Here is a 14,162-nt window from a genome sequence, read left to right on the forward strand (position 1 = left end):
ACCTTCCGCACACACCGCGTGGCGCCCTCCCGAGGGGCGGTAGCGATTCCAGCGTCCGGTTGGGGCACAATGCTGCAGGTGGTTTCCCAGTTCCCGACGACGGACCATGGCGAGCACCTGCTGGCCCTCGCCCCGTCCTCGCCCTACGTGGATCTCGACCGTGCGGCCTGGAGCCGCCTGTCGGCCTCTACACCGCTGCCGCTGACCGACGAGGACGTCGAGCGCCTGCGGGGTCTCGGCGATCCCATCGACCTGGCCGAGGTCGACGCGATCTACCGCCCCCTGTCACGCCTGCTCAACCTGTACGTGATGGCCACGGGTGGCCTGCACGACGCGACGTCCACCTTTCTGCACGAGGACCCCCCGCGCACGCCATACGTCATCGGGGTGGCAGGCTCGGTCGCCGTCGGCAAGTCGACGACGGCGCGGGTGCTGCGCGAGATGCTCGCCCGCTGGCCCGAGACACCGCGCGTCGAGCTCATCACGACGGACGGGTTCCTGTACCCGAACGCCGAGCTCGAGAAGCGTGGCCTGATGGAGCACAAGGGCTTTCCCGAGTCGTACGACCGGCGCGCGCTGATCCGCTTCCTCTCCCGGATCAAGGCAGGCCAGGCCGAGGTCCGCGCGCCCGTGTACTCGCACGTCACGTACGACATCGTGCCCGGCAAGGAAGTGGTGGTGCGCAAGCCCGACGTGCTCATCGTCGAGGGTCTCAACGTGCTGCAGCCGGCGCGTCCGTCCGCCGTCGACGAGTCGACCGTCGCGGTGAGCGACTTCTTCGACTTCTCGATCTACGTGGATGCCCGGACGCGAAACATCAGGCAGTGGTACGTGGACAGGTTCCTCGAGCTGCGCCGGACCGCGTTCACCAAGCCCGACTCCTACTTCCGGCGGTACGCGTCACTCTCCGACCAGGAGGCGACGGAGCGGGCCCTGAAGATCTGGGAGTCCATCAACGCGCCGAACCTCGAGAAGAACATCATCCCCACGCGGGGCCGCGCGACGCTGGTGCTCACCAAGGGATCGGACCACGCGGTGCAGCGGGTCCGCCTCCGCAAGCTCTGACCGACCGTCCCGCGACCGTCGGGCTCAGCCGGCTTCCGACGGCGGAACGGTCACCCTGGTGGTGTCGGCCTCGGCGTCGTCCGGTTCCTCGTCGTGCTCACGGCGCGAGAACCAGCCGACCACCTTGTCCACGACGAAGCCCATCGCGACCCCCAGCACCACGCCGATGCTGATCGCCAGCAGCGGGTCGTGGCCGAGCCACTGTGCGGCGACCAGCCCGATACCGGCCGAGTAGAGCGCCCACATGACCGCGGCGATCGCCGCGATGACCATGAACCGACGACGGGGGTAGCTGACGGCGCCCGCCGTCATGTTCACGGCGACCCGGCCGATCGGCACGTAGCGCGCCGCCAGGATGAAGGACGCCCCACGGCGGGTCAGTGCACGCTCCGCCCAGGCCACCGCCCGACGTCCGCGCGGGCCGCGCAGGAACGGCACTCGCTCGGTTCCGATCAGGTGCCCGATCTGGTAGGCGATCTGGTCGCCCACCCACGCCCCTGCCGCTGCCGTCAGCAGGACCAGCCACATCCAGGGTGTGCCGGTGGTGTGTGCCGACACGGCCAGCGTGATCACGACGGACTCGCTCGGCAGCGGCGGGAAGAATCCGTCGATCGTCGCGAACGCGAACATCGCCGGGTAGATCCACGGCGAGGCTGCCATCGCGAGGATCCAAGCCTCGGTGGCGCTCAGGACTGTGGAAATGAGTTCGAGCACGGGACCTCGAAAGTCTCGGCCGGGCACTACCCGGGGGCGGATGACGGCACCTCTTAGCGCCTGCGGTCAGCCTACGCAAGGGGGACCCCTGAATGGCATCAGGGGTCCCCCTGGTAGAACCCCGCTTCCCAAGGATTCACGGAGCGTTCACGCCTGCCTGCCGGTCACCACGTGCGCCGGTCCGGCACGCGGGCCTACAGCGTGAGCCGCTCCCGCACGACGGCGGCCAGGTCCTCGGCCACCTTGTCCGCCTCGTCCTGTGCCGGAGCCTCGACCATGACCCGCACCAGCGGTTCGGTGCCGGACTGGCGCAGGAGCACCCGCCCGGTGTCGCCGAGACGCGCCGTCGCGTCGGCCACGGCGGCCTGCACGCCTTCGTCGGTACCGGCCCGGGACTTGTCCACCCCGCGCACGTTGACGAGGGTCTGCGGGAGGCGTTCGATGTCGCCCGCGAGGTCGGCCAGCCGCTTGCCCGACGCCTTGACCCGTGCGGCGAGGTGCAGGGCCGAGAGGACGCCGTCGCCCGTGGTGGCGTGGTCGGCCAGGATGATGTGGCCGGACTGCTCGCCGCCGAGCCCGAAGCCCTTGGCGCGCATCTCCTCCAGCACGTACCGGTCACCGACGGCGGTCTGCACGGTCCTGATGCCGCGCTCCCGCATCGCCAGGATCAGCCCGAGGTTGCTCATCACGGTCACGACGAGGGTGTCGCCGGGCAGGCGACCCTCCTCCTGGAGCGCGCCGGCGAGAATCCCGAGGATCTGGTCGCCGTCCACGATGGCACCGGTGTGGTCGACGGCGAGACAGCGGTCGGCGTCGCCGTCGAACGCGACACCGAAGTCGGCCTCCGAGGCCACGACGACGGCCTGGAGCTGCTCCGGGTGGGTGGAACCGCACTTCTCGTTGATGTTCCGGCCGTCCGGGCTGGCGTTCATCACCACGACGTCGGCCCCCGCGGCGCGCAGCGCGTCCGGGCCCACCTCGCTCGCGGCGCCGTTGGCGCAGTCCAGAGCGATGCGCAGGCCCTCGAGCGGCCGGTGGTCGGGAGTGGTCCCGACACTGTCGGTCAGGTGCCGCACGTAGCGTTCGGCGGCGGCCTGACCGTCGGTACGGATCCGTCCGACGTCCGCGCCCGTCGGACGCTCCCACTCGTCGCCGAGCGTGGCCTGGATGGCGTCCTCGACGGCGTCGTCGAGCTTGAGCCCACCGCGCGCGAAGAACTTGATCCCGTTGTCGGGCATCGGGTTGTGCGAGGCGGAGACCATGACACCCAGGTCGGCCTCCAGCTCCGTGACGAGGTAGGCCAGGGCGGGCGTGGGCAGCACGTTGAGCATCACCACGTCCACCCCCGCCGACGCGAGGCCCGCGGCGACGGCACCCGCGAGGAACTCCCCGGAGGCGCGTGTATCTCGCCCGACGACCGCGCGCGGACGCGGCCCCAGCAGCTCGCCCTGCGCGGTCAGCACCCGCGCGGCGGCGGCGCCCAGCTCCAGCGCCAGCTCCGCCGTGATGTCCTTGTTGGCGAGACCCCGAACTCCGTCGGTGCCGAACAGCCTGCCCATGCCGGTTCTCCTCAGATCGTTCGGATCCCACCGTAGTGGGCCTCCGGCACTTGCCGGAAATGCAGATGGCCCCCCTGAACAGTGTCGACACTGTTCAGCGGAGCCATCGACAGCAGCGCGCCGGAATCAGCGCACGCTGTGCATGCCGCGCCTGCTCTGCCGGGCCGCAGGGCCGGACCTCGTACCTCGGTCCGGGCCTGCGATCTCGGCGTCGGTCAGCGCTTCGAGTACTGCGGAGCCTTACGGGCCTTCTTGAGGCCGGCCTTCTTGCGCTCGACCTTGCGGTCGTCACGCCGAAGGAAGCCGGCCTTCTTGAGCTCGGCGCGGTTCGCGTCCTCGTCGATCTCGTTCAGCGCACGGGCGATGCCCAGGCGCAGAGCGCCGGCCTGGCCCGACGTGCCGCCACCCGTGATACGGGCGATGACGTCGAACCGGCCCTCGACCTCGACCAGGTTCAGCGGGCTGTTGACCAGCTGCTGGTGCACCTTGTTCGGGAAGTACTCCTCGAGGGTGCGGCCGTTGATCTTCCAGGTGCCGGTGCCGGGGACGAGGCGCACGCGCGCCACGGCCTCCTTGCGGCGCCCGAGGGCCTGAGCCGGGGCGGTGATGGACGAGCCGCGCGTTGCGGGTGCGGCAGTCTCGGTGGTGTAGTTGCTGGGCGTCTCGGCGCCCTGCTCGATGTCGACGGTGGTCTCGGCCACTGTGGTGTCCTCGCGTCCTTCGCGTTGCGATCCGGCAGCGGCCTCAGGCCTGCTGCGAAACCTGGGTGATCTCGAACGGCTTGGCCTGCTGCGCCGTGTGCGGGTGCTCAGAACCTGCATAGACCTTCAGGTGGGTCATCTGCTCCCGACCGAGCGAGGTCTTGGGGATCATGCCGCGCACAGCCTTCTCGATGGCGCGTTCCGGCTTGGTGTCCAGGAACTCGCCGTACGGGGTGGCAGTGAGGCCGCCCGGGTAACCCGAGTGGCGGTAAGCCATCTTGGTCTCGCGCTTGTTGCCGCTCAGCGCGACCTTGTCCGCGTTGATGATGATGACGAAGTCACCACCGTCGACGTGCGGGGCGAAAGTCGGCTTGTGCTTCCCGCGCAGCAGTGTGGCGACCTGGCTTGCCAGGCGGCCCAGGACGACGTCGGTCGCGTCGACGACGTACCAGTCGCGCTGGACGTCGCCGGGCTTGGGGGTGTACGTACGCACGGTTCGTAACCTTTTCGTTTTCGGTGTCGTCGGGCGAGAAGCAGCGCCCGATGAGTCAGGTCGTTGTGCGCGGGGGTCAGATTGACGTCCGGGCCGTTCGTCGGCACACGAGTGGGCTCGATGCTGACGCAGGAACGTCGTGACAAAGCACAACGACTCATCAGAGTACCTGGCTGCTTCCCCGGGGGTCAAAGCGAAGCGGGTGCCGATCCACCCCGATGACCATGAGGTTCGACACGTCGCCTGTGGCGGCCACGACGATCTGGTGTCACCGTAGGAAGATGAGTGGCGAGACTCCAGCAACGACACCAGGTCCGGAGACTCCGGCCGACGGCGACACCGACCAGCTTCCGTTCGAGGACACCCTCATGGACCGAGGCCCCAAGGACGTGCTCGACGAGGGCTACTCCCCGCCGGAGCGTCCGCGCAGCAACCACTGGGGCGAGACCTCGTGGGAGGAGCGGCACGGCGAGCCGATGGACCAGCGCCTGCGCGAGGAGGAGCCGGACGTCTGGCAGGCTGACCCCCTCGACCGGACCGACACCTCACGCGCGGGCCGGCTCGTGTCCGACCCCGAGGCGGACCCCGGCAACTACGCCGGCGAGGACGGCCGCCGCGAGAACGACGTGTACGGCACGGATGCGGGCATCGACGGCGCGGGAGCCAGCGCCGAGGAGGCAGCGGTCCACTGGGTCGACGAGCCGTGACCACGAGATAGCACCGTGCCGAGGTAGGGCTCTGGCGAGGCAGCACCGCAGCGCACCGGCGGTCCCGCCTCGCCAGAGCTCTATTTCACGCCGGCCGTCTCTTCCCAGACGTCCTCGTCCATCCGCTTCGCCCGGACGGCGTCGGCGCGCGCCGCGAGCTCCTCGTCCGGCGGGAACGTGATCTCCTCGAGGCACAGCCCTTCCGGCGGCACGACGAAGACCCCCGCGTCCCGGCGGCGGCTGGCCAGGAGGTCCGCCGGCCAGCTCTCGGGGCGGCGCCCCTCCCCCACCGCGATCGATGCGCCGACCAGCGCGCGCACCATGTTGTGGCAGAACGCGTCGGCGACCACGTGCGCGACTGCGAGCCCGGCGTCCGGCCCGTCGGTGGGCCGCTCCCAGGCGATGCGCTGCAGCTCGCGGATGGTCGTCGCCCCGGGCCGCGGCTTGCAGTACGAGGCGAAGTCGCGCACCCCGGTGAGCGGCCGCACCGCGTGGTCCATCGCGGCGACGTCGAGCGGCTTGCGGGACCACAGGACGTGCCTTCCGCGCAGCGGGTCCCGCAGCTCGGGCGCATCGGCGATCCGGTAGGTGTAGCGGCGCCGCAGGGCCGAGAAGCGTGCGTCGAACCCCGGCGGGGCCGGCACCGCCGCGCGCACGACGACGTCGGTCGGGAGCACGCCGGTCAGCCGGGACACCAACGCCTCCGCCGGGGTCCTGCTGGAGCGTCCGGAGCGCCCGGGGAGAGCGGCCCAGGCACTCGCCTCGATGTCGACGTGCGCCACCTGGCCCCGCGCGTGGACGCCCGAGTCGGTGCGGCCGGCAACGGTGAACCGGGGTGTCGGCCGGCCGAGCTGCTCGCTGCGCAGGACCCGCGCGAGCCCTTCCTCGAGGGCTCCTTCCACGGTGCGCAGACCTGGCTGACGTGCCCAGCCGGCGAAGTCCGTTCCGTCGTAGGCGAGGTCGAGGCGGGCCCTGATGAACTCGTTCACGTAGGCCATCCTCCCCGATCTCGGCTCCGGGCTTCGTACAGTGACGTCATGGCAGACATCCTCACGCTGGCGGTCGACTGCGGCGGCGGCGGGATCAAGGCGGCGGTCCTCGACACGTCCGGCACCGCGCACGCAACGCCGGTTCGCGTGCCGACCCCGTACCCGCTCCCACCCGAGCTGCTCGTCGACACGATCGCGAAGATCGCCACCGACCTGCCGGCAGCCGCGCGGGTCACGGTCGGCCTGCCGGGCATGATCCGCAGCGGCGTCGTGGTGCACACGCCGCACTACATCACCCGGTCGGGGCCACGCTCCCGCGTGCTGCCCCCGCTGCTGGAGGCCTGGCGCAACTTCGACATGCGAGCGGCGGTCACGCAGCGGCTCGGCCTGCCTGCGCTCGTCCTGAACGACGCCGAGGTGCACGGCGCCGGCGTCGTCGCGGCCTCGGGGCTCGAGCTCGTCGTCACCCTGGGCACCGGTCTCGGGACGGCCATGTTCCACGGCGGGCGCATCGCGCCGCACCTGGAGTGGTCCCACGCCCCCGTGCGCCGCAGCCTGACCTACGACCAGTACATCGGCGAGCCGGAACGCCGTCGGCTCGGTGACGGGCTGTGGTCGCGCCGCGTCGTCTCCGTCGTCGACGGCCTGCGCCCCGTCTTCCTCTGGGACCGGCTCTACATCGGTGGCGGGAACGCCCGGTGCATCACGCCGTCGGCCCTCGCCCGGCTCGGCGACGACGTCGTCATCGTGCCCAACTCGGCCGCGCTGATCGGCGGCGCACGAGCCTGGGACCTCCCGGCGTCCTAGCTCCGCCCAGCCAGCGATTGTGCCCGGAATTTACGTGGGTTCTGGTCACAATCGCTGGGTAGCGCGCCGGACCGAGCTCGCCGGACGACGCCGGGCCGCACCCTCCGTACGGAAGGTGCGGCCCGGCGTCGTGCAGGGAAGAAAGAGACTCAGGCCTCCTTCTTCTCCTCCGTGGTCTCCTCAGCCGGAGCGTCCTCGACCGGGGCGTCCTGGACGTCCTCAGCCGGGGCGTCCTCGACGGGCGCGGACTTCTCGGCGGCCTTGGTGGCCTCCTTGACGACGGCCTGCTTGGGGCTCACGGGCTCGGTGATGAGCTCGATGACCGCCATCGGCGCGTTGTCGCCCTTGCGGGTGCCGATCTTGGTGATGCGCGTGTAGCCACCGTTGCGCTCGGCCATGGCCGGGGCGATCTCGGTGAAGAGCGTGTGCACCACGCCCTTGTCACGCACGACGGTCAGCACGCGACGACGCGCGGACAGGTCGCCCTTCTTCGCGAACGTGATCAGGCGCTCAGCCAGGGGACGCAGGCGCTTGGCCTTGGTCTCCGTGGTGGTGATGCGGCCGTGCTCGAAGAGGGAGGTCGACAGGTTCGCGAGAATCAGGCGCTCGTGAGCCGGGCTACCGCCGAGCCGCGGACCCTTGGTGGGGGTAGGCATTACTTGTCTCCTTGGAAGTGGTTCCGCGCGTCCGGCCTAGACCGGACGCGGGACGTCAGTACGACTGCTCGTCGCCGCTGTAGGCCGCGGAGTCGCCACCCTCGAAGTACGAAGCGCCGGCCGGATCGAAGTCCAGCGGCGAGTCCTTGAGGCTGAGGCCGAGCTCGGCCAGCTTCTCCTTGACCTCGGTGATCGACTTGGCACCGAAGTTGCGGATGTCGAGCAGGTCCGCCTCGCTGCGAGCCACGAGCTCGCCCACCTGGTGGATGCCCTCGCGCTTGAGGCAGTTGTACGAACGGATGGTGAGGTTGAGCTCCTCGATCGGCAGCGCCAGGTCCGCGGCCAGCGCGGTGTCCGTCGGCGACGGGCCGATCTCGATGCCCTCGGCCTCGACGTTCAGCTCACGTGCCAGGCCGAACAGCTCGACCAGGGTCTTGCCAGCCGAGGCGAGCGCGTCGCGAGGCGTGATTGCCTGCTTCGTCTCGACGTCGACAATGAGCTTGTCGAAGTCGGTGCGCTGCTCGACTCGGGTGGCCTCGACCTTGTACGTGACCTTGAGGACCGGCGAGTAGATCGAGTCAACCGGGATGCGCCCGATCTCCGCGTCGAACTGCTTGTTCTGCGCGGCGGACACGTACCCACGACCCCGCTCGACGGTCAGCTCGATCTCGAGCTTGCCCTTGTCGTTGAGGGTGGCGATGTGCAGGTCGGGGTTGTGGACCTCGACCCCCGCCGGCGGAACGATGTCCGCGGCGGTCACGATGCCGGCGCCCTGCTTGCGCAGGTACATCACGACGGGCTCGTCGTTCTCCGAGGAGACGACGAGGTTCTTGATGTTGAGGATGATCTCGGTGACGTCTTCCTTCACGCCCGACACGGTGCTGAACTCGTGCAGCACACCGTCGATACGGATGGACGTGACGGCCGCGCCCGGGATGGACGACAGCAGGGTGCGACGCATCGAGTTGCCGAGCGTGTAGCCGAAGCCAGGCTCGAGCGGCTCGATGGAGAAGCGGGAACGGCTCTCCGAGATGACCTCTTCGGTCAGCGTGGGGCGCTGTGCGATGAGCACTGTGGGTGTCCTTTCAGTGTGCGTCCGCTATATGACGCATCACGGCATGCGATCTCTCGCAGCCCAGGCGGATCTCTGTCACCGTCCGGGCGAAGGTGCTCACCGCGAACGGTGAGCGAACGTCGCGGTCGCGGTGCGGCTCCGCAACCCTGGGGCTGCGTGGCCGCACCGCGGCGCGACGGATATCAGACGCGGCGACGCTTCGGGGGGCGGCAGCCGTTGTGAGCCTGGGGCGTCACGTCCTGGATCGAGCCGACCTCGAGGCCGGTCGCCTGGAGCGAACGGATGGCGGTCTCGCGACCGGAACCCGGGCCCTTCACGAACACGTCGACCTTCTTGACGCCGTGCTCCTGTGCGCGGCGCGCAGCCGACTCGGCGGCCATCTGCGCGGCGTACGGGGTGGACTTGCGGGAGCCCTTGAAGCCGACGTGGCCGGCGGACGCCCACGACACCACAGCACCGGTCGGGTCGGTGATCGAGATGATCGTGTTGTTGAAGGTGGACTTGATGTGCGCCTGGCCGAGCGGGACGTTCTTCTTGTCCTTGCGGCGGGGCTTGCGGCCGGCGGCGGCGCGAGTCTTGGGAGGCATGTGTTCTGAAATCTCCTGGTCTGATCGGACCGGGGCGGTCTCAGCTCGATGAGCCGACCGCTCCACGGACTGCTATCAGCGGGCCTTCTTCTTGCCCGCGACGGTGCGCTTGGGACCCTTGCGGGTACGCGCGTTGGTCTTGGTGCGCTGACCACGCACCGGCAGTCCGCGACGGTGGCGGATGCCCTGGTAGGTGCCGATCTCGACCTTGCGGCGGATATCGGCCGCGACCTCACGGCGGAGGTCACCCTCGAGCTTGAAGTTGCCCTCGAGGTGGTCACGGAGCGCAACGAGCTCGGCGTCGCCGAGGTCCTTCACGCGGACGTCCGGGCTGATGCCCGTGGCGGCCAGGGTCTCCTTCGCGCGGGTACGACCCACACCGAAGATGTAAGTGAGCGCAACCTCAAGCCGCTTGTCGCGGGGGAGGTCGACGCCGATAAGACGTGCCATGTGCCTTCCGGCTCCTGTACTGCTCGTCGGAGGTCTGCCGCACCGCCATCCCGCGAATCACGCGGGCCCCGGCCTCCGGACCGAGGGTTCCCCTCTCCCTGCACGGTTGCCCGCGGGGTGAGGTTCGAGGTGGTGCGCTGGTGGTGGCCTCAGCCACCGACCCGGGCGGTTGCCCGGGGTGTGATCAGCCCTGGCGCTGCTTGTGGCGCAGGTTGTCGCAGATCACCATGACGCGACCGTGCCGGCGAATCACCTTGCACTTGTCGCAGATCTTCTTGACGCTCGGCTTGACCTTCATCGGATTTTTCCTCCGCAACGAACGTCCGGTCTCCCGGCGCGCACGCAGCAGTGTCGTGGGTGGTCGATCTTGCGGCGACGTCACCTCCGGCCAGGCCGTGGACGACGTAGCCCCGGATCGGGGACTGACTACTTGTAGCGGTAGACGATCCGGCCGCGGGACAGGTCGTACGGGCTGAGCTCCACCACCACGCGGTCCTCGGGAAGGATCCGGATGTAGTGCTGACGCATCTTGCCCGAGATGTGCGCGAGAACCTTGTGACCGTTCGACAGCTCCACGCGGAACATCGCGTTCGGCAGAGCCTCGATCACGCTGCCCTCGATCTCGATGACACCGTCCTTCTTTGCCATATCCTCCGCTAACTCTCGTCGTGACTGCTTCCACGCCCACGGCACCGCAGTATCCCTGCGGAGCCGACAGTCGGGTGTGGATGTCGTGTGTGTCCGTATGCCGCCTACCTCGTGTGCCTCGGCCTGCGCCCCGCTCGCGCGGGGACCGGCAGGCGCCGTGGCACCCTGTCAAGAACTGGAGGCGTTGAACGGACTACACCCAGCGGTCCAGCCTACGTCACTTCGGAAAGCATTCAAAGCGCAGGACGACGGCGCGGGTCGCCGGCGGGCGTGAGGCTCGCCACGCGGCTCTCGTTCAGAGGTCGTACTCGACCCCGGGCAGGCCGACCATGGTGTGCGGCAGGCTGCCCACGAAGAAGAAGAGCATCGGGAGCCAGCCGAGCACGATGCCCAGACCGAGCGCGACGAGCACCGGCGTGGCGCGTGCCTTCCAGAGCCAGACGCCGGACAGCCACACCACCACGCCCAGCAGGAGCACCGACTCCCACACCAGGAGCGACGTACCGAACCCGAGCACGATGCCGACCCACAGGAAAGGGCTCCGAGCGAGGCGGCCGCCCCAGATGGCGAACCAGCGGCCGAGCCGCCGGACGCCCGGTCGCAGGGCGGAGAGGGTTCGCGAGGTGTGCGCGTCATCGGTCACGAGCCGATCGTAGCCAACTGAACACAACTTAAATAGGCTCCGGGTGAAAGTCGCACCGGACCGGCCGGCTCAGCCGAGCACGACCGGCTCCACCCCGAACACGCCGAGGCGCTCCGCTCCCCCGTCGATGGCGGTGAGGACGACGATGCCGTCCTCCATGATCGCCGTGGAGTGTTCCCAGTGGGCCGCACGCGACCCGTCGACGGTCACGACCGTCCAGTCGTCCTCCAGGACGCTGGTCTCGGCACCACCGCGAGCGATCATCGGCTCGATCGCGAGGCACATCCCGGTGCGCAGGCGCGGTCCGGAGGCCGAGGTCTTGTAGTTGTGCACGTCCGGCGGCTGGTGCATCGCACTGCCGATGCCGTGCCCCACGTAGTCCTCGACGATGCCGTACTCGACCCCGCCGAACTCACCCGCCATCTCGACGGCGGCCTCGACCGCCTCACCGACGGCGTTCAGCCGCTTCGCGGACGCCAGGGCGGCGATACCCGCCCACATGGCGGCCTCCGTCGTCCGGACCAGCGCGATGTCGGCGAGGTCGGCACCCGCGGCGACCAGGTCGTCGTCGGGCAGCTTGTGGTCCAGCGCGCCGTCGCGGCCCAGGACGAAGGAGATGGCCGAGTCGCCGTGCCATCCCTCGACGATCGCCCCGCAGTCGATCGAGACGAGGTCACCCGCCTCGAGCACCCGGCTGCCCGGGATCCCGTGGATGACCTCGTCGTTGACCGACGTGCAGATCACGCCCGTGAACCCGTGGTAACCGAGGAACGACGGCGCCGCACCGGCGTCGTCGATCGCCCGGGCGGCCACCGCGTCCAGGTCCGCGGTCGTCAGACCGGGCCGGGCCGCGGCCCGCACCGCGGCGAGAGTCTCCGCGACCACCAGACCGGCGCGCCGCATGAGGCGCACCTGGTCCGGCGTCTTGTACTCGATCCGCTCTCGCCCGAAGACCACGCCTCAGCCCAGCTGGGCCGCGAGTGCGGCGACGATGCGGTCGGTGACCTCGGCGATCTCGCCGAGCCCGTCGACCTGGACCAGCAGGTTGCGCTCGGCGTACGCAGCCGTCAGCGGTGCGGTCTGCTCCGCGTAGATGTCGAGGCGGCGCGCGATCGCCTCCTCGGTGTCGTCGTCACGCCCCTCTTCCTCGGCACGCTTCGCGATGCGCGACAGGAGCTCCGCACGGTCCGCCGTCAGCTCGATGACGCCGTCCAGCTCCCAGCCGAGGCCAGCCAGGATCTGGTCGAGCTCCGTGACCTGGGCCGCGTTGCGCGGGTACCCGTCGAGGATGAAGCCCTGCTTGACGTCCGGCTCCGCGAGACGGTCCTTGACCATCGCGTTGGTGACCTCGTCCGGGACCAGGTCGCCCTTGTTCGTGTACTCCTGCGCAAGCTTGCCCAGCTCGGTCTCCCCCGCGATGTTCGCGCGGAAGATGTCGCCCGTCGAGATCGGGACGATCCCGAAGACGTCGGCGAGCCGGGCGGCCTGCGTGCCCTTTCCCGCGCCCTGCGGGCCCATGATGACCAGGCGGGTGACCTGGCCCTCCTGGTCCGGACGAGCGTGCAGCTCGCGGCGAGAGGTGGTGGTGGGGGTCTGGCTCAACGGAGGAATCCTTCGTAGTGGCGCTGCTGCAGCTGCGAATCGATCTGCTTGACCGTATCCAGCCCGACACCGACCACGATGAGGATCGAGGCACCGCCGAAGGGCAGGCTCGTGCTGACTCCGAGGAAGACGAGCACCAGCGTCGGGATCAGCGCGACCAGCGCGAGGTACAGGGAACCGGCGGAGGTGATCCGGGTGATCACGAAGTCGAGGTACTCCGCCGTGGGGCGGCCGGCGCGGATGCCAGGGATGAAGCCGCCGTACTTCTTCATGTTGTCCGCGACCTCGTCCGGGTTGAACGTGATCGACGTGTAGAAGAAGCAGAAGAAGATGATCATCAGCGTGTACACCGCGATGTACAGCGGCGACGACTGCTCGACCAGGTTGTTGCTGATCCAGACGACCCAATCGGATCCCTGGTCCCCGAACTGGGCGAGGAGGCCCGGCACCGCGAGGATCGACGCGGCGAAGATCACGGGGATGACGCCCGACATGTTGATCTTGATCGGGATGTACGTGCTGGTGCCACCGTACATCCGGCGGCCGACCATGCGCTTCGCGTACTGCACGGGGATGCGCCGCTGCGACTGCTCGACGAAGACCACGAGACCGATCACCAGGATGATCACGAGGATCATGACCGTGAAGTTGACGACGCCGTTGGCGCCACCGGCGATCGACCAGAGCGACGTCGGGAAGCTCGCCGCGATCGACGTGAAGATCAGGAGCGACATGCCGTTGCCGACGCCGCGCTCGGTGATCAGCTCACCGAGCCACATGACGAGGCCGGTACCGGCGGTCATGGTGATGACCATGTAGATCGAGGTCAGCACGCTGTCGTCCGGGATGACGGGGACTTGACAGCCCTGGAACAGCAGGCCCTGACGCGCCGTCGTGATGACGGTGGTGGACTGCAGGATCGCGAGACCGATGGTCAGGTAACGCGTGTACTGGGTCAGCTTGGTCTGACCCGACTGGCCCTCCTTCTGCAGCGCCTCGAAGCGTGGGATCACCACGCGAAGCAGCTGCACGATGATGCTCGCCGTGATGTACGGCATGATCCCGAGGGCGAAGATCGACAGCTGGAGCAGAGCTCCGCCGCTGAACACGTTGATCAGGCCGAGCAGTGTGTTGTCACCCTGCCCAGCGATACATTGCTGCACGTTCGCGTAGTCCACGCCGGGAGTCGGGATGAACGACCCGAGCCGGAAGATCGCCATGATCGCGATCGTGAACAGCAGCTTGCGCCGCAGGTCTGGCGTCCGGAAAGCCCGGCCGAAAGCGCTGAGCACCCTATCCTCCTGGCCCGCCGTTGCGGGATATCGTGTCGCCGGCAGGACACCGGCGAGGTGTGTCGAACGTGGGCCAGACCACAACGGTGCAGCCGGACCGTGTCGGATTCTACGTTGCTCACGGGGTCTCTCTGACCACGAGAGCCCCTGAATTTTCTCAAGAGAGCACACAGG

18 protein-coding genes are annotated in these 14,162 nt (G+C 69.1%); 3 read left to right on the forward strand and 15 right to left on the reverse strand.

Annotation, left to right across the window (positions count from 1 at the left end):
* The first annotated feature begins 69 nt into the window (after window positions 1–69).
* The gene (gene coaA, locus ACFSL2_RS13420) at window positions 70–1,065 is read left to right on the forward strand and encodes a type I pantothenate kinase (protein WP_377198351.1); all 996 of its coding nucleotides are present in this window, start codon (window positions 70–72) and stop codon (window positions 1,063–1,065) included.
* A gap of 24 nt (window positions 1,066–1,089) precedes the next feature.
* Here coaA and ACFSL2_RS13425 read toward each other — a convergent pair whose 3' ends face one another.
* From ACFSL2_RS13425 to rplM, 4 genes are all read right to left on the reverse strand, one after another.
* On the reverse strand, window positions 1,090–1,779 hold the full coding sequence (locus ACFSL2_RS13425) for a DedA family protein (protein WP_377198352.1): 690 nt from the start codon (window positions 1,777–1,779) through the stop codon (window positions 1,090–1,092).
* A gap of 194 nt (window positions 1,780–1,973) precedes the next feature.
* Window positions 1,974–3,338: a phosphoglucosamine mutase gene (gene glmM, locus ACFSL2_RS13430; protein ID WP_377198353.1), complete on the reverse strand. Its 1,365-nt coding sequence runs from the start codon at window positions 3,336–3,338 to the stop codon at window positions 1,974–1,976.
* A 215-nt stretch (window positions 3,339–3,553) separates the two neighbouring features.
* On the reverse strand, window positions 3,554–4,039 hold the full coding sequence (gene rpsI / locus ACFSL2_RS13435) for a 30S ribosomal protein S9 (protein WP_377198354.1): 486 nt from the start codon (window positions 4,037–4,039) through the stop codon (window positions 3,554–3,556).
* Between the two features lie 43 nt (window positions 4,040–4,082).
* Window positions 4,083–4,532 carry a 50S ribosomal protein L13 gene (gene rplM / locus ACFSL2_RS13440; protein ID WP_377198355.1) on the reverse strand — a complete coding sequence of 150 codons (450 nt, stop codon included), beginning with the start codon at window positions 4,530–4,532 and terminating at the stop codon, window positions 4,083–4,085.
* Window positions 4,533–4,813: 281 nt separating this feature from the next.
* Between rplM and ACFSL2_RS13445 the strand changes: the two genes are divergently transcribed.
* Entirely contained in the window at window positions 4,814–5,239 is a 426-nt protein-coding gene (locus tag ACFSL2_RS13445; protein ID WP_377198356.1) for a DUF5709 domain-containing protein, read from the forward strand.
* A gap of 80 nt (window positions 5,240–5,319) precedes the next feature.
* On the opposite strand, the gene ACFSL2_RS13450 is transcribed toward ACFSL2_RS13445, so the two are convergent.
* Window positions 5,320–6,237 carry a tRNA pseudouridine synthase A gene (locus ACFSL2_RS13450; RefSeq protein WP_377198357.1) on the reverse strand — a complete coding sequence of 306 codons (918 nt, stop codon included), beginning with the start codon at window positions 6,235–6,237 and terminating at the stop codon, window positions 5,320–5,322.
* Between the two features lie 39 nt (window positions 6,238–6,276).
* On the opposite strand from ACFSL2_RS13450, the gene ACFSL2_RS13455 reads away from it, so the two are divergent.
* The gene (locus ACFSL2_RS13455; RefSeq protein WP_377198358.1) at window positions 6,277–7,035 is read left to right on the forward strand and encodes an ROK family protein; all 759 of its coding nucleotides are present in this window, start codon (window positions 6,277–6,279) and stop codon (window positions 7,033–7,035) included.
* 149 nt (window positions 7,036–7,184) lie between these two features.
* Here the strand turns inward: ACFSL2_RS13455 and rplQ are convergent, their stop codons facing one another.
* From rplQ to secY, 10 genes are all read right to left on the reverse strand, one after another.
* On the reverse strand, window positions 7,185–7,691 hold the full coding sequence (gene rplQ / locus ACFSL2_RS13460) for a 50S ribosomal protein L17 (protein WP_377198359.1): 507 nt from the start codon (window positions 7,689–7,691) through the stop codon (window positions 7,185–7,187).
* 55 nt (window positions 7,692–7,746) lie between these two features.
* Window positions 7,747–8,763, reverse strand: coding sequence for a DNA-directed RNA polymerase subunit alpha (locus ACFSL2_RS13465; RefSeq protein ID WP_129788496.1), 1,017 nt, complete (start codon window positions 8,761–8,763; stop codon window positions 7,747–7,749).
* Window positions 8,764–8,948: 185 nt separating this feature from the next.
* A complete protein-coding gene (rpsK, locus tag ACFSL2_RS13470) occupies window positions 8,949–9,353 on the reverse strand; it encodes a 30S ribosomal protein S11 (RefSeq protein WP_377198360.1) in 405 nt (134 codons plus the stop codon).
* A 75-nt stretch (window positions 9,354–9,428) separates the two neighbouring features.
* Entirely contained in the window at window positions 9,429–9,803 is a 375-nt protein-coding gene (rpsM, locus tag ACFSL2_RS13475; protein WP_253869160.1) for a 30S ribosomal protein S13, read from the reverse strand.
* 184 nt (window positions 9,804–9,987) lie between these two features.
* Window positions 9,988–10,101, reverse strand: a complete 114-nt coding sequence (gene rpmJ, locus ACFSL2_RS13480) for a 50S ribosomal protein L36 (protein ID WP_003956441.1) — start codon at window positions 10,099–10,101, stop codon at window positions 9,988–9,990.
* A 128-nt stretch (window positions 10,102–10,229) separates the two neighbouring features.
* Complete coding sequence (infA, locus tag ACFSL2_RS13485; RefSeq protein ID WP_020016137.1) at window positions 10,230–10,451, reverse strand: translation initiation factor IF-1; 222 nt, start codon at window positions 10,449–10,451, stop codon at window positions 10,230–10,232.
* A 295-nt stretch (window positions 10,452–10,746) separates the two neighbouring features.
* Complete coding sequence (locus ACFSL2_RS13490) at window positions 10,747–11,094, reverse strand: hypothetical protein (protein WP_377198361.1); 348 nt, start codon at window positions 11,092–11,094, stop codon at window positions 10,747–10,749.
* A 69-nt stretch (window positions 11,095–11,163) separates the two neighbouring features.
* Window positions 11,164–12,051 carry a type I methionyl aminopeptidase gene (gene map / locus ACFSL2_RS13495; protein WP_377198362.1) on the reverse strand — a complete coding sequence of 296 codons (888 nt, stop codon included), beginning with the start codon at window positions 12,049–12,051 and terminating at the stop codon, window positions 11,164–11,166.
* A 3-nt stretch (window positions 12,052–12,054) separates the two neighbouring features.
* The gene (locus ACFSL2_RS13500; protein WP_377200822.1) at window positions 12,055–12,612 is read right to left on the reverse strand and encodes an adenylate kinase; all 558 of its coding nucleotides are present in this window, start codon (window positions 12,610–12,612) and stop codon (window positions 12,055–12,057) included.
* Window positions 12,613–12,692: 80 nt separating this feature from the next.
* Window positions 12,693–13,988 carry a preprotein translocase subunit SecY gene (gene secY / locus ACFSL2_RS13505; protein WP_377198363.1) on the reverse strand — a complete coding sequence of 432 codons (1,296 nt, stop codon included), beginning with the start codon at window positions 13,986–13,988 and terminating at the stop codon, window positions 12,693–12,695.
* Between the last annotated feature and the right edge of the window lie 174 nt (window positions 13,989–14,162).

The organism is Promicromonospora aerolata, from assembly GCF_042682255.1.
GTDB classification, from domain to species: Bacteria; Actinomycetota; Actinomycetes; order Actinomycetales; family Cellulomonadaceae; genus Promicromonospora; species Promicromonospora aerolata.

Bases quoted from the DNA above. Each gene is read 5' to 3' on its own strand.
- coaA (WP_377198351.1), top strand. From the start codon at position 70: ATGCTGCAGGTGGTTTCCCAGTTCCCGACGACGGACCATGGCGAGCAC.
- rplQ (WP_377198359.1), bottom strand. From the start codon at position 7,691: ATGCCTACCCCCACCAAGGGTCCGCGGCTCGGCGGTAGCCCGGCTCAC.
- rpsK (WP_377198360.1), bottom strand. From the start codon at position 9,353: ATGCCTCCCAAGACTCGCGCCGCCGCCGGCCGCAAGCCCCGCCGCAAG.
- ACFSL2_RS13455 (WP_377198358.1), top strand. From the start codon at position 6,277: ATGGCAGACATCCTCACGCTGGCGGTCGACTGCGGCGGCGGCGGGATC.
- rpsM (WP_253869160.1), bottom strand. From the start codon at position 9,803: ATGGCACGTCTTATCGGCGTCGACCTCCCCCGCGACAAGCGGCTTGAG.
- ACFSL2_RS13450 (WP_377198357.1), bottom strand. From the start codon at position 6,237: ATGGCCTACGTGAACGAGTTCATCAGGGCCCGCCTCGACCTCGCCTAC.
- glmM (WP_377198353.1), bottom strand. From the start codon at position 3,338: ATGGGCAGGCTGTTCGGCACCGACGGAGTTCGGGGTCTCGCCAACAAG.
- ACFSL2_RS13500 (WP_377200822.1), bottom strand. From the start codon at position 12,612: ATGGGCCCGCAGGGCGCGGGAAAGGGCACGCAGGCCGCCCGGCTCGCC.
- rpmJ (WP_003956441.1), bottom strand. From the start codon at position 10,101: ATGAAGGTCAAGCCGAGCGTCAAGAAGATCTGCGACAAGTGCAAGGTG.
- infA (WP_020016137.1), bottom strand. From the start codon at position 10,451: ATGGCAAAGAAGGACGGTGTCATCGAGATCGAGGGCAGCGTGATCGAG.
- ACFSL2_RS13445 (WP_377198356.1), top strand. From the start codon at position 4,814: ATGAGTGGCGAGACTCCAGCAACGACACCAGGTCCGGAGACTCCGGCC.